At 73.7% G+C, this 13,749-nt stretch carries 12 protein-coding genes; 8 read left to right on the top strand and 4 right to left on the bottom strand.

The window, feature by feature from the left end:
• Positions 1-109: 109 nt before the first annotated feature.
• Both RQM47_RS00855 and RQM47_RS00850 read right to left on the bottom strand, forming a co-directional pair.
• Positions 110-1,477 carry a Glu/Leu/Phe/Val dehydrogenase gene (locus RQM47_RS00855; RefSeq protein WP_311664995.1) on the bottom strand — a complete coding sequence of 456 codons (1,368 nt, stop codon included), beginning with the start codon at positions 1,475-1,477 and terminating at the stop codon, positions 110-112.
• Positions 1,478-1,613: 136 nt separating this feature from the next.
• The gene (locus tag RQM47_RS00850; RefSeq protein ID WP_311664997.1) at positions 1,614-2,030 is read right to left on the bottom strand and encodes a GreA/GreB family elongation factor; all 417 of its coding nucleotides are present in this window, start codon (positions 2,028-2,030) and stop codon (positions 1,614-1,616) included.
• Between the two features lie 200 nt (positions 2,031-2,230).
• On the opposite strand from RQM47_RS00850, the gene RQM47_RS00845 reads away from it, so the two are divergent.
• The 5 genes from RQM47_RS00845 to RQM47_RS00825 all read left to right on the top strand — a co-directional run bounded on the left by RQM47_RS00845 (position 2,231) and on the right by RQM47_RS00825 (position 8,112).
• Positions 2,231-3,166 carry a LysR substrate-binding domain-containing protein gene (locus RQM47_RS00845; protein ID WP_314007010.1) on the top strand — a complete coding sequence of 312 codons (936 nt, stop codon included), beginning with the start codon at positions 2,231-2,233 and terminating at the stop codon, positions 3,164-3,166.
• Between the two features lie 150 nt (positions 3,167-3,316).
• A complete protein-coding gene (locus RQM47_RS00840; RefSeq protein ID WP_311665001.1) occupies positions 3,317-5,839 on the top strand; it encodes a TonB-dependent receptor in 2,523 nt (840 codons plus the stop codon).
• A gap of 4 nt (positions 5,840-5,843) precedes the next feature.
• Positions 5,844-6,167, top strand: a complete 324-nt coding sequence (locus RQM47_RS00835) for a hypothetical protein (protein WP_311665005.1) — start codon at positions 5,844-5,846, stop codon at positions 6,165-6,167.
• Positions 6,164-6,448: a hypothetical protein gene (locus tag RQM47_RS00830; protein WP_311665007.1), complete on the top strand. Its 285-nt coding sequence runs from the start codon at positions 6,164-6,166 to the stop codon at positions 6,446-6,448. The genes RQM47_RS00835 and RQM47_RS00830 overlap by 4 nt, the downstream gene beginning before the upstream one ends.
• Positions 6,448-8,112, top strand: a complete 1,665-nt coding sequence (locus RQM47_RS00825; protein WP_311665010.1) for a PepSY-associated TM helix domain-containing protein — start codon at positions 6,448-6,450, stop codon at positions 8,110-8,112. Before RQM47_RS00830 ends, RQM47_RS00825 begins: the two co-directional genes overlap by 1 nt.
• Positions 8,113-8,180: 68 nt before the next feature.
• On the opposite strand, the gene RQM47_RS00820 is transcribed toward RQM47_RS00825, so the two are convergent.
• Entirely contained in the window at positions 8,181-8,843 is a 663-nt protein-coding gene (locus tag RQM47_RS00820; protein ID WP_311665012.1) for a hypothetical protein, read from the bottom strand.
• Positions 8,840-9,781, bottom strand: coding sequence for a cobalamin-binding protein (locus RQM47_RS00815; RefSeq protein WP_409945946.1), 942 nt, complete (start codon positions 9,779-9,781; stop codon positions 8,840-8,842). The genes RQM47_RS00820 and RQM47_RS00815 overlap by 4 nt, the downstream gene beginning before the upstream one ends.
• A gap of 378 nt (positions 9,782-10,159) precedes the next feature.
• On the opposite strand from RQM47_RS00815, the gene RQM47_RS00810 reads away from it, so the two are divergent.
• The 3 genes from RQM47_RS00810 to RQM47_RS00800 all read left to right on the top strand — a co-directional run bounded on the left by RQM47_RS00810 (position 10,160) and on the right by RQM47_RS00800 (position 13,670).
• Positions 10,160-11,482 (top strand): site-specific integrase, encoded by a 1,323-nt coding sequence (locus RQM47_RS00810; RefSeq protein ID WP_311665016.1) that lies wholly within the window; start codon positions 10,160-10,162, stop codon positions 11,480-11,482.
• A gap of 165 nt (positions 11,483-11,647) precedes the next feature.
• The gene (locus tag RQM47_RS00805) at positions 11,648-12,112 is read left to right on the top strand and encodes a helix-turn-helix domain-containing protein (protein WP_314007007.1); all 465 of its coding nucleotides are present in this window, start codon (positions 11,648-11,650) and stop codon (positions 12,110-12,112) included.
• A complete protein-coding gene (locus RQM47_RS00800) occupies positions 12,042-13,670 on the top strand; it encodes an ISL3 family transposase (protein WP_311665192.1) in 1,629 nt (542 codons plus the stop codon). The genes RQM47_RS00805 and RQM47_RS00800 overlap by 71 nt, the downstream gene beginning before the upstream one ends.
• The last annotated feature ends 79 nt before the right edge of the window (positions 13,671-13,749 follow it).

Genomic DNA, 13,749 nt, shown 5'->3' with positions numbered 1-13,749 from the left:
GCACGGGCGGGGCGGGCGCGGAAGGAGCCGGGGCCGCAGACGCCTGGGCCGCCACCCCGCCCTCGCCGCTGGGCGGGGCGGTCTCGCGGCGGAGGGGTCCGCCTGCTCCCTACGGCCAGATGCCGCGCTGGAGCGTGACGTCGGACACGCGCTGGATGGCGAGGACGTAGGCCGCGGTGCGGAGGTCGATGGCCCCGAGCGGCTGCCCGTTCAGGCCGCGCTCGGCCCGGGCCGCCCCGATCGCGTCGAGGTCACCGTTGATCCGCTCCTGCGTGTCGACCACGGCGTCGACCGCCCGGTTCATCTTGCGGAGGAGCCGGCCGTTGACCTCCTCCTCTTCCCACTGCTCGTTCTCCTGGTTCTGGACCCACTCGTAGTAGCTCACGGTCACGCCGCCGGCGTTGGCCAGGATGTCCGGGAGCACGGGGACGCCCCGCTCGAAGAGCGCGCGGTCGGCCGCCGGCGTCGTGGGGCCGTTGGCGCCCTCAACCACGAACCGAGCCTGGATGCGGTCCACGTTGTCGGCGCGGATCTGGTTTTCGAGCGCGGCCGGGACGAGCACGTCGCACGCGAGGGCGAGGAGGTCGTCGTTCGAGATCGGCTCCGTGCCGTCGAGGCCCTTGACGAACCCGGTCTCGTCGCGGAGCGCCAGCGCCGCCTGGATGTCGATGCCGTCCGCGTTGTGGACGCCGCCCGAGACGTCGCTGATGGCGATCACGCGCGCGCCGGCCTCGTGGAACAGCTCGGCCGCCGTCGCGCCCACGTTCCCGAAGCCCTGGACCACGACCGTGGCGCCCTCGACCGAGTCGAGCCCGTCGACGAGCCCACGGCGGAGCGCCTGCTCGCAGGCGAAGAGGACGCCGCGGCCGGTCGCCTCGGGGCGTCCCCGCGAGCCGCCCATGTCCAGCGGCTTGCCGGTCACGACCGGCAGGTTGTTCTCGCCCGGGTGCATCACGGCGTACGTGTCGTAGATCCAGGCCATCGTCCGGGCGTTCGTGTTCACGTCCGGGGCCGGGATGTCGACGAACGGGCCGATGGCGTCGCCGAGCTGCGAGATAAACCGGCGCGTGATCCGCCGGAGGTCGCCCTCGGTCAGCTGGGTCGGGTCGCACTCGACGCCGCCCTTGGCCCCGCCGAACGGGACGTCGACGACGGCGCACTTCCACGTCATCCACGCGGCCAGCGCGCGGACCTCGTCGGCGTTCACGCTCGGGTGGAACCGGATGCCGCCCTTGCCCGGCCCGCGGACGTGGTTGTGGAGCACGCGGTGGCCCACGAAGTTCTCGACGGTCCCATCGTCCTTCTGGATCGGGAACTCGACCGTGAGCACCCGCTCGGGGCGGATCATGAACTCGACGAGGCCCGAGTCCAGCTCCGGGAGGTACCGGACGGCGTGGCTAAACTGCTCCTGCGCGATTGCGAAGGGGTTCAGCTCTTCGGGGGACTGTGCGGACGGGGGGGGAGACGTGGAGGCCATAAGGATGGGCGGGGCGGTTCTGGGAGGGGAAGCCCTGGCGTGGGGCGGGGCGGCCGGCGGAAGCGGCGAGTGAACGTACGGCGGAGGAGCGGGCGGGGTCCGCTCCGAGGACCACGTCCCGCCCCGCCCCCGCCGCTCAGGCGGCGACGCGCTCGGCGCCGGCGGCCTCGGGCTGGTAGAGGACGGCCTCGATCTGGAACTGCGTCCGGCCCGCCGGCACGTCGCACGCGACGACGTCGCCCTCGCGGCGGCCGAGCAGGGCGCCCCCGATGGGCGCGAACACAGAAACGCGGCCCGCGCGGAGGTCCGACTGGCCGGCGACGAGCGTGAGCACGCGCTCGGCGCCCGTGCCCAGCGTGCGGATGCGGACGCGCGAGTTCAGCGTGACGACGGTGGGGGAGATCTCCGACGAGTGGACGACGACGGACTCGCTCAGACCGACGACGAGGTCGGCCAGCGTGCGGGCCTCGGGGGCGGTCGCGTTCCGCGAGGCGAGAAGCTGGCCGATCGTGGTGCGGTCGGGGTCGGTGAGGGTGAGGGGGCGCGTGGTCATGGGGAGCACGAGGAGGCCCGCCGAGCGGGGCACAGCGCCGGGAGCCAGAGGCGACCTCTAGCCCTCGGCGGGGCGGGGCGGGGTGGGGGACGGGCTGCGGCCCGAGCCGGGCGGGGCGCCAGGCTGGCGGAAGGATCGGGCGCTACCATTGATCGGTCCAATCGTTTGTGCGCATCCGCTGATAACCCCGTCTTATCGCTGTGACCCTCCTCCAGCTCGCCTACGCCGTCGCCCTGGATCGACACGGCCACTTTGGACGGGCCGCCGAGGCGTGCCACGTCACGCAGCCCGCGCTCAGCGCCGGCGTCCAGGCGCTCGAGGCGGGGCTGGGCGCCGTCCTCTTCGACCGCTCGGCCCATCCCATCGTGCCGACGGAGCTGGGCCGGGCCGTGGTCGCGCAGGCCCGGCACGTACTCGCCGAGGCGGAGCGACTGGAGGACCTGGTGAGTGAGGCGACGGGCGAGCTGGCGGGCGAGCTCCGCGTGGGCGTCCTCTCGACGCTGGCCCCGTACCTCGTCCCGCTCGTGATCGCCCCGTTCGCGCGGCGCTATCCCGATGTCGAGCTCGTGTTTGAGGAGCTCGTGGCGGAGGCCATCGTGGACCACGTCCGGCGCGACCTGTTGGACGCCGGGCTGACGGCGACGGCGCCGCCCGTGCGGGGCATCGAGGAGGTGCCCCTGTTCGAGGAGCCGCTCGTGGGCTACGTGGCCCCGGGCCACCGGCTCTACGGCCGCGCCGAGATGGAGCCCGAGGACTTAAGCCCGGGCGACGTGTGGCTCATGCGCGAGGGCCACTGCTTCCGCGACCAGGCGCTCGCTCTCCTGGCGCGGGGGGCGGGGCGGCCAGACGCGAAGGCGGCCCAGTTCGAGAGCGGAAACCTCGAAACGCTCCAGCGGATCGTCGACCGCGGCTTCGGGATGACGCTCCTGCCGTGGCTGGCCGTCCAAGGCGGGGGGTCCCACGCGCCCGAGTCGGTCCGGCCGTTCCGGGCGCCGGCCCCGTCGCGGACGGTCCGCCTGGTGTACGCGACGACGCTCGTGCGGCGGCACCTGGTGCGGGCGTTCGCGGCCGAGGTCGCGCGCGCGGTCGCGGCCGACCTTCCCCCGGGCGCCGTCCTCTACACGCCCGGGCGGTAGCGGCGGGAGCGCCTGCGCTGGGGCCGGTACGGGCGGGGCGGTCGGAAGGAGAAGGGGTAAAGCCAGGGGCGTCGACCCCTCTTATCTGGACTAGGTCTACATTTGGATCCGGTCTAGACAGTCGCCCCGCCCGCTCGCCGCCCCGCCCCCGTGAACGTCCCGCCCCGCCCCTCCGCCCGCCGCCTCGGCGCCGTGCTGGCGCTGCTCCTGGCCGCCCCGGCCGCCCTCGCCCAGACGGGCACCGTGACCGGCCGCGTCGTCGACGCCGAAAATGGGCAGCCGCTCCCTGGCGCGACGGTCCGTCTGGCCGCCCCCGAGCGGGGCGGGGTGGAGCGGGGCGGGGCGGCCGACGCGTTCGGGCGGTTCGTGCTCCGCGACGTGCCCGCCGGGCCGGCCGTACTCACGGCGTCGTTCGTGGGGTTCGTCGCGGCCGAGCAGACCGCAACGGTCGCGGACGGCGAGACGGTCGCGCTCGACTTCCGGCTGGCGGAGGAGGACGGCCGGCTGGCCGAGGTCGTCGTGCGCAGCGAGAAGTTCGTCCGCAACCTCCAGGAGACGCAGTCCAGCGTGGCCGTCGTCGGGGACGGCGCGCTGAACGCGCTCCCCATCCGGGACTGGCGCGACGCGGGGCTCCTGGTGGGCAACTTCTCCGGCAACGGGGTCGGCGGGTTCGTCATCCGCGGCATCAACAGCGCCGGCGTCGGGTTCGGCGGGCAGGGCACCACGGCCCAGCTCTACATCGATGGGATCGCCCAGAACCAGGCCTCGACGCGGTCCGGCGCGCGGGGGACGTGGGACGTCGAGGCCGTCGAGGTCTTCCGCGGGCCGCAGTCGACGGTCGCCGGGCGGAACGCGCTCGCGGGCGCCGTCTCGATCCGCTCCAAGGACCCGTCGTTCGAGTACGGCGCGGCGGCTCGGCTCCGCGGCGGCAGCCAGGAGACGGCCGAGGGCGCGCTCATGCTGACCGGCCCGCTCGTCGCCGACCAACTCGCGTTCCGGCTCTCCGGCGAGCTCCAGCGCGAGGACACCGGCTTCCGGTACACGGCGCTGGAGGACGAGGGCTTCGACCTCTCCGACGCGACCGAGAACGGCTATGCCAGCGCCAAGGCCCGGCTCCTGTTTACGCCGACGGCGCTCCCGGGCTTCTCGGCCCGGCTCGCCTACGGCTACGCCTACGACCGGCCCAACATCTACTTCAACGCCAACGGCCCCGACTTCGAGGCCCGCGAGAGCACGTCGCCGTTCACCGTCCTCGACGACAACCGGACGCACAACGTGTCGCTGGAGGCCGCCTACGACCTCACGGACGCGCTGACGATCACGTCGCTGACCGGCTACCTCGCCAACGAGCGAACGTACGACAGCCTGGAGCAGCAGGACTCCGACCCCGACGTCGTCATCCCGGTCGGCCAGCGGAGCGTGGTCGACGGCGACGACGTGACGCAGGAGCTCCGGCTCAACGTCGTCACCGACCGGACGACGGCCGTTGTCGGCGGCTACGCCGGCCGGTTCGCGTTCAGCGGCTTCCGGGTCGACCGGGGCGACGTGTTCCCCATCGTCGAGGGGAACCTGACGCGGGCGGCCGTTCAGCTGGGGCTGATCCCGGCCGGCGCGTCGCTGCCACCGTTCGAGGTCTTGTACGAGACGGACAACCCGCTCTCGACCGAGAGCGTGAACGTGGCCCTCTTCGGCGAGGTCAACCACGAGGTCCTGCCCGACCGGCTCACGCTGACGGCCGGGCTCCGGTACGACTACGAGGAGTACGAGGAGCGGAGCGAGCAGGACGCCACGATCTCGCTCCCGGACAGCCCGTTCGACGCCGCCACGACGGCGCTCGTCGTCCAGACGCTCCAGGCGCAGATCGAGAGCGGCGAGCAGAACCCGAGCGCCAGCTACAACGCGCTCCTGCCCAAGCTCGGCGCGACCCTCGACGTCACGCCCGACCTCTCGCTCGGGGCCGTCGTCCAGCGCGGCTACCGGGCCGGCGGCGCCGAGGTGCTGACGACGGGCCAGCGCAACGTCTACGACCCGGAGTACACCTGGAACTACGAGCTCGCGCTCCGGAGCCGCTGGCTCGGCGGCCGGCTCACGGCCAACGCCAACGCCTTCTACACCGACTGGACCGACCAGCAGGTCCGCATCCCGGTCGAGGGCACGACGCTCACGCAGACGGTCAACGCGGGCGCCTCGACGCTGTACGGCGCCGAGATCGAGCTCCGCGCCGTCGCCGCGCGCGGGCTGACGGTGTTCGGCTCGGGCGGCCTCGTCCACACCGAGTTCGACGAGTTCGTGCTGGCTGGGCGCGACCTCGCGGGCTACCAGTTCCCGGCCTCGTCCGGCGAGACGGTCTCGCTGGGCGCCGTCTACGAGCCAGGCTCCGGCCCGTTCGCCGCCTTGAGCGCCAGCTACACCGGCCCGTTCTACGACGACGTGGGCACGCTGCCGGACGGCGGCAACGACCCGCTCCTGCGGGCGGGCGACTACACGATCGTCAACGGGCAGGTGGGCTACGCCTTCGGGCTCCGGGGCGTCGAGGCGCGAGTGGCCGCGTTCGCCCGCAACCTGCTCGACGAGGACATCGCCACGCGGCGGACGTTCGACTCGTTCGGGCAGCCCGTCGTCCGCTTTTCGCTCCCGCGCGTGATCGGGCTCAGCCTCGACGTCTCGATCTGATTCCATGGCCGCCCTCTCGCTCCTCCTCGCCGCCGCCGCCTACGGGGCGTTCTACGCCGCCGCGCCGGGCCGGCAGTCGGCGCCGGCCGGGCCGCCCCGCCCGCTCCGGTGGGCCGGCGCCGGGCTGGCCGCCGCCGCGCTGGCGCTCTCCGTCGCCGCGTACGGGCCGGGCGTGGGGCCGGTGCTGGTGGTGACAGTGATGATGACCGTCGCCTCGGTCCTCGCCGTGGCGGGTCCGTTCCTGCTCCCCGAAGTGGCCCGCCCCGCCCGCGGTACGCGCCCCGCCCGAGGCGCCCGCCCCGCCCGCCCCGCCCCCTTGAACCGATGAAGCACGCCTGGACACGCGGCGAGGGGTGGGGAAAGGGGACGGCGGCCGTCCTGGGCGGCTTTGCCGTGTTCCTCCTGTTCGGCATGGCGCTGGGGACCGCGCTGCCGCTGCTCGGCGTGCCGCTCGGCTGGACGGTCGGGCTGGGCGTGGCGCTGTGCGTGCCCGTCTGGGCGCTCGTCGTCGGCTGGGCGGTGCTGGCGCCGAGCGGGCGCGGCGCGTGGCTCCGCGTGGGCGGGGCGGCCCTCGTCTTCGCGGCCGTGACCGCCCTCACCACGCTCTGATGGAAACGATCTCCCGCCCGACGCGCCCGCCCACCCCGCCCGCGCCGCCGCCGGGCGGGGCGGCGCCGTCCGCGAAAAAGAAGAAGCTTGTCGGGCCGCGCGCGTTCAAGCTCCTGTGGGACGCCCACTCCGTCACGGGCGTCGTCTTGGGGCTCGGCCTGTTCGTCATCTTCTACTGCGGGGCGTTCGCGCTCTACCGGGCCGAGATCCAGGCCTGGGCCGACCCGGCGCTCCGGGCGACCGAGCAGACGGCCGGGGCGATGCTCTCGGCGGACGCGGCCGTCGGCGAGATCCTGCGCGAGCGGCCGCCGGCGCAGGGAGCGGATGTGCTGTTGGTGTACCCGTTCGCCGAGCGGGCGTACTACTGGCTCCGCTACCCGACCGCGGCCGGCGACACGCTCGACCACTGGGTGAGCGCGACGAGCGGGGCGGTGCTCCCGACGCGGAGCCGGAGCGGGGTGGCGGAGGTGCTCTACGATCTCCACTACTTCGCGCAGGCCGGCCTCGTCGGGCGCATCCTGTCGGGGCTGGCGGCCGTGTTCCTGCTGTTCGGCGTCGCGAGCGGCGTCCTGATTCACCTGCGGAAGCTCCCGCGGGACTGGCACACGTTCCGGCCGCGTGGGAAGCTCCGCGACGCGCTCGCCGACGCGCACACGGTCCTCGGCCTCGTGGGCCTGCCGTACACGGTGATGTACGCGGTCACGGGCGCCTTCTTCAGCCTGCTCATCGTCATCCTGGGGCCGACGCTGCTCGTCGTGTTCGACGGCGACGAGGGGGCGCTCGAAGCCGTCCTGACGGGCGTCGAGGAGCCGCCGCTGGAGCTCACGGGCGAGGCGGCCGAGATGTGGTCGCCGGACGCGCTCCTGGCCGCGCTCCCGCCGTTGTGGGACGACGCCGAGATCACCGTGCTCCACGTCCACGGCTGGGGCGACGCGGGCGGGTTGGCGGCCTTCGAGTCGGGCGTGCGCGAGAGCGTCACGGCGTCCGGGAAGGCCGTCCTGAACCCGGCGACGGGCGAGGTGCTCGCCGTTTCCGACCCGCGGCGCCCGACGGCGCTCGGCGCGACGACGACGGCCATGACCACGCTCCACTTTGCCACGTTCGGCGGGTGGTTGATGACGGCGCTGTTTTTCGTGCTCGCGCTCGCCGCGGGCGCCGTGATCCTGACGGGCAACGTGCTGTGGGTGCTGGTGCGCCGGCCCAAGGACCCGCGCGCCACGCCGCGCCTCCACCGAGTCCTGGCCCGGCTGACGGTGGGCGTGGGCGTCGGGCTGGTGGCGGCGGTGCCCGTGCTGTTCCTGGCCTCCCGCGTGCTCCCGATCGACCTCGACGGACGCGTGGCGTGGGAGAACGCTGCGTTTTTCGGCGTGTGGCTGGCCCTCGTCGCGGCGGCCTTTGCGGGGCGGTCGCCGGTGAGCGCGGCGCGGTGGCAACTCGGGCTGGCGGCCGTACTGAGCGCGGCGGTGCCAGTCGCGAGCGGCCTGCTCGGCGGCCCGTGGCCGTGGGAGAGCGCCGCGAACGGCTGGTGGGGCGTCTTCTGGGTCGACATCGGGTTCGCGCTCGCTGCGCCGCTCCTCGTCTGGACGGCCCGCCGCCTGTCCCCGGGCGCTCCTCAGCACACGCCACCCCGCCCGGAAGTTGTGCGGTCGCCTCGCCCGGCGTAGCCCGTCGCCCTCCTTTTTGGCCGTGCCCGTCGCGGGGGGACGTCCGCCCCGGCGTGGGCGGGGCGGAGTCAGGCCGCGCGGACGTCGGCGGAGACGAACCCGCCCCGCTCCTCGGCTCGGCCGACGCGGACCGCGAGCGGCCGGCGGAACATCGGGCCACCCGTGCAGACGGTGTGGAACTCGCCCCGCTCCCCGCACGGGTCGGCTAGGGCGGGGAGGTCAGACAGGAAGGCGCCGTCGTAGGGGCGCCCCACGAACGAGGCGTCGAGGACGGACGCGTCGGCGCAGGTGACGGTCGCGCGGAGGCCGCCTGCGAGCATGGACTGGGCGAGCGCAGCCGTCCCGCCGGGCGGGTGCCAGAGCGGAAAGAGCGGGGCGAGCCCGGCCTCAGCCACGAGCCGCTCGCGGTAGGCCCGGATGTCCGCCAGGAAGAGGTCGCCAAAGGCGACGTGCGTGGCGCCCGCGTCTCGGGCAGCCGCGAGGGCAGGGCGGAGGGCGGCTTCGTAGACGTCGTTCGGGGCCGGCCACGGGAGCGCGACGGTGTGGAGCGGGAGCCCGGCGGCCTCGGCCTGTGCCTCGACCACGTCGCGCGGGACCCCGTGCAGGCCGACCCGCCCGGTCGCCTCGTCCAATGTCGTAAGCAAGCCGCTGACGTCGACGCCGCGATCGCGGAGCACCCAGAGCGCCCAGGCGGCGTCCTTTCCGCTGCTCCACGAGAGGATGACCCTCACGCCGCGACCGGCAGGCCGGGCAGCCACACCGGCGGTGCGACGCCGTCGGGCCGCGGCTGCACGTCGGGGTGGAACAGGTGCGCGAGCAGCTCGACCGCCTCGACCAGGCGCGGCCCCGGCCGCGCGAACAAGCCGGACCCGTCGACGACCACCACGCGGCCGTCGCGTGCGGCCGGGACCGTCTCCCACCCCGCCACGCCGTCGAACGCGCCGACGTCCTTCAGCGCCCGCTCGGGCGTGAACCCGCAGCAGGCCACGACGACGATGTCGGGCGCGGCGCGGACGACCTCGGCCCAGTCAAGCGTCCGCGACGGGGCGCCCTCTTGCCCAATGACCTCCGCCCCGCCTGCGAGCCGGACCAGCTCCGGGTTCCAATGGCCGGCTGAAAACGGCGGGTCGAGCCACTCCAGCACGACGACGCGCGGGCGCGCCCGGCCAGACACGCGCTCGGTGACGGCCCGAACGCGGGCATCGAGCGCGCGGACAACCGGACCGGCGTCGACGCCCGCCGCGCAGCCGACGGCGTCGATAGACGCGAACACGCCGGCGAGCGTCGTCGGCTCCAGGTTGAGGACGCGCGGCGAACCCGGCAGGCGACAGGCCGCCGCCTGGACGTCGGCCTCGGCGACGGCACACACGTCGCAGAGCGCCTGCGTGACGATCAGGTCCGGGTCGAGCGCCGCGAGGGCGTCTTCGTCGAGCGTGTAGAGGGCGGGGCGGTCGTCGCCCGCCGCTTCGAACCGCTCGCGCACGAGCGCGTCAATCTCACCGCTCGTCGCGGCAGGGGGAATGAGCGTCCGCGTGACGGGCGGCAGGTCACCAACCTCCGGCGGCCCGTCGCACTCGTGCGTCACGCCGACGAGGCGGTCGCCCAGGCCGAGGGCGCAGACGAGCTCGGTGGCGCTCGGGAGGAGGGAGACGATTCGCTGGGCGGCCAGGGCGGGGCGGGGCAGGTGGCCGCGGTCTACGTCACTTGGAGCGCTCGGGTCCAGCGTGGGCCGGGCGCCGCCCCGCCCGCGGTGCGTCGGGGCGGGGTGGCAGCCCGAGGCTGGGGCGGGGCGGTCTGGTGGGGCCTGGAAACAGAGCCGCCCCTCGCCGGCGGGTGGCCGGGAGGGGCGGTCTGGTGTGGAGATGCCGGGAGTCTCGAGGGGGTCCGGTTTGCTCTGTGTTTGCTGGCGAAAACGGCGTTTCCAAGCTAGATTGGGCGTTCGGAAATCTGTTGCCCCAGGCAAACCGGCAATGCCTGAGGAAAAATCCGGCAGTGTTTCCGGCAGTGTCTAGCAGGCACTGCCGGCGCCGCCCGACCGCCCCCGCCCGTGGTCTCCGTCAAGATCACCCTCCGCGCCTCCGAGCAACGCGCCGACGGCACGGCCCCGCTCTACCTCACCTGCCGCCACGACGACGCCCGCGCCGTCCTCTCGCTCGGCCTCTCCGTCCGGCCGAAGCACTGGAACGACCGGACCTCCGCCGTCCGCAAGACGCACCCCGAGGCCGACCGGCTCAACGAGCACCTCCAGCACTGCCTGGCCAAGGCGCAGGCCGAGGTCACGACGCTCGCCCTCGGGTCCGAGCGCGTGACCGCCGCCCGCCTCCGCGACCGCGTCCGCGCCGTCGTCCGGCCCGACACGCTCCAGCCCGCCCCCGAGGCGCCCGGCACCGGGCTCGACGCCGACTTCCTCGCCTACGCCCGCGACGTCCTCCAGGGCTACCGCACGCGCGGCCAGATCAACACCTTCCAGGCCTACCGTTCCGGCTTGCGTAAGCTCGCCGCCTGGCACCGCCGCGAGACCGGCCGCGACGCGCTCGCCTTCCGCGACGTCACGCCCCGCCTCGTCCGCCGCTTCCACGCCCACCTCGCCGCGCCGAAGGACGACGGCGGGTGTGGCAACCGGCCCAACACGGTCCACAAGGCGGTCACGTCCGTCGCCAAGCTGTACCGCCAGGCCGTCGAGGAGGGCGCCGTCCCCTACGGGCCCGACCCGTTCAAGGCCGTCAAGCTCAAGAAGGAGCGGGCCCAGAAGCGGAAGCTCTCGCTCGACGAGGTCCGTGCGCTCGCCCACGCCGACATCCCCGCCGGCCTCACGCGCGACGTCCGCGACTGGTGGCTCTTCGCGTTCTACGCCGGCGGCATGCGGTTCTCCGACGTCGCCCTCCTTCGTTGCGAGCACCTCCGCATCTCGGAGACGCCCGAGGGCCAAGAGGTCCGCGTGTTCTACCGGATGGGGAAGACCAAAGAGCTCCACGGGGTCCTCCTTGTCCCCGAGGCCGTCGCGCTCCTCGACGCCCGCGGCTGGCGGGACAAGGCGCCTGGCGACCGCGTGTTCTCGATCCTCGACGGGTACGACCTCTCGACAGCCGAGGCCCGCCACCGCGCGATCGCCGCCCGGAACGCGCTCGCCGACAAGTACCTCCTGAAGGTCGCGAAGCACGCCGGCCTCGTCGACGCCAGCGGGAAACCGCGGAAGGTCGGGTTCCACCTCTCGCGCCACTCGATCGCGGGGTACCTCCTCGAGCAGGGGACCGACGTCCATACGATCCAGCGGATCCTCGGGCACTCGTCGGTCCGCGTCACGGAGCAGTACCTCCGGGGGTTCGAGCGGTCGACGGCCGACGACGCCATGCGATCGGTCCGGCTCTGAACTGCGTAACCGTGGCTTCGGTAGGAGTAACCTGTTAGCTCATACTACACTGGGGTTCTTCGCCTGAGTACTAGCACTGGACTGCTCATCCACTTTGGCGTACCCGCCCACTAGTAAAGCGTCAAGTCTGATGGGTTATGTTGGACGCTCGCTTCCCGTACGCTCATGTCCGCCCGCTACACCGTCCGCCTCTCCGACGACGACCGCGAGGCCCTCCGCCTCTTCGTTAGCCGTGGCACCGCCCCGGCCCGCGCCATCGCTCGCGCCCGCGTGCTCCTCAAGACCGATGCCGACGGCCCCGCCTGGGACGACGCCCGCGTCGCCGAGGCCCTCGACCTCTGCGCCGCCACCGTGCAGCGCGTCCGCAAGCGGTTCGTCACCGGGGGGCTCGACGCCGCCGTCGAGCGCAAGCGGCCCGACCGCGTCTACGCCCGCGCCCTCGGCGGGCGCGGCGAGGCGGAGTTGACCCGGCTGGCGGGCTCTCCCGCACTTTGTGTGATCGCGGACGGCGTCGCGCTCCGACGGGATCGTTCGGGCAGGCTCACCCGCCCGCCTCTGCATGGCCGCCTCCGTCGTCCCGTTCCGCATCCCCGGCTGCCGCCTCGACGCCGTCCAGGCCGACCCGTCTGACCTCACCGTCGACGCGAGCAGCAAGGCCCGCAGCGCCGTCTGCCCGGGGTGCGGCCACCGCTCGCGGCGCGTCCACGGCCTCTACACCCGCTCGCCGGCGGACCTGCCCGTCAGCGACCGAGCCGTCGGGCTGCGCCTCCGAGTCCGACGGTTCCGCTGCCTGAGCGAGGCCTGTCCGCGACGGACGTTCGCCGAGCCGTTCCCCGATCTCGTCGCCCGCCACGCCCGGCGGACGGACCGCCTGGCCGCGTCGCAGGTCCGCACCGGACTCGCGACGGGGGCCGAGCCGGGCGCACGGCTGCTCCGTGACCTGCGGATGCCGACGAGCCCCGACACCGTCCTCCGGCTCCTCCACCGGCACCCGGTGCCCGAGGCCGAGACGCCCCGCGTGCTCGGCCTCGACGACTGGGCATGGCGCAAGGGCCGCTCGTGGGGCACGATCCTCATCGACCTGGAGACGCGCCGTCCTGTCGATTTGCTACCAGACCGGACGTCGACGGCTGTCTCGGCGTGGCTCCGCGATCACCCCGGCGTCGAGGTCGTCGCACGCGACCGCTCGACCGAGTACGCCCGTGCGGTCTCTGAGGGGGCGCCCGACGCGGCCCAGGTCGCGGACCGGTGGCACCTGCTGCACAATCTCCGCCAGGTGCTCGTCCGGCACCTGACGAGCGTCCGCGGGCGGCTGAGGACGCTTCCAGGAGTAGAGAGCCTTCCGGCATCGGAGTACCAGCCTGGACGACGGACGGCCGCCGAGCGGGCGGCGTCGGCCGCCAGTCGCGACCGGCACCACGCCCGATACGTCGAGGTCCGACGGCTCCACGCCGAGGACGGCCTCAACGCGCTCCAGATCGCCCACGCGCTCCGGATCGACCGCAAGACCGTAGCCAAGTACCTCGCCGCCGACGCGTTCCCTGAGCGCGGACGCCACTCGGTGCCGCCGAGCGTCCTGGCGCCCTATCAGGAGCACCTCAACGCGCGGTGGGCGGAGGGCGAGCGGAGCGCGCTCGTGCTCTACCGCGAGATCGGAGCGCTCGGCTACTCCAGGTCATCGCGCCCGGTCTCGCGCTGGGCGCAGGGCCGCCGGACCGAGCCCCACCCCCGAACGCCCCGCAAGTACCTGACGGGGCTCCGCGAGCCGGTCGAGAGCGCACCGCGCCGCGGACGTCTGCCGTCGACGCGGAAGCTGGCCTGGCTGCTCGTCCGCGACCCTGAAGCGCTCGACGCATCGGAGACGGCCGTGCTCGCCCACGTCCGACAGGACACGGAGGTCGCACGTCTCCACGATCTCGCGCGCTTGTACAACCGGATGGTGCGCGAGAAGCGGCCGGACGACCTCGACGGCTGGCTGGAGGCGAGCCGCACGAGCGGGATCTCCGCGCTGGCGACCTTCTCGGACGGCTTGCGTCGGGACTACGCCGCCGTCCGCGCCGCGCTGGACGAGCCGTGGAGCAGCGGTCAGGCGGAGGGTCAGATCAACCGGCTGAAGATGCTCAAGCGCCAGATGTACGGCCGGGCCGGCTTCGACCTGCTCCGCAAGCGCGTCCTGTGCTCGGCGTGATCACACAAAGTGCGGGAGAGCCGCTACACCGGGTCAGGATCAGATGTCCCCGAGACCAAGTCTGCCCTCAACGGCTATT

It is taken from the genome of Rubrivirga sp. S365, from assembly GCF_032248475.1.
GTDB lineage: Bacteria > Bacteroidota > Rhodothermia > Rhodothermales > Rubricoccaceae > Rubrivirga > Rubrivirga litoralis.
The sequence above is the reverse complement of the archived record's forward strand: the minus strand, read 5'-3'. Positions and strand labels throughout refer to the sequence as shown.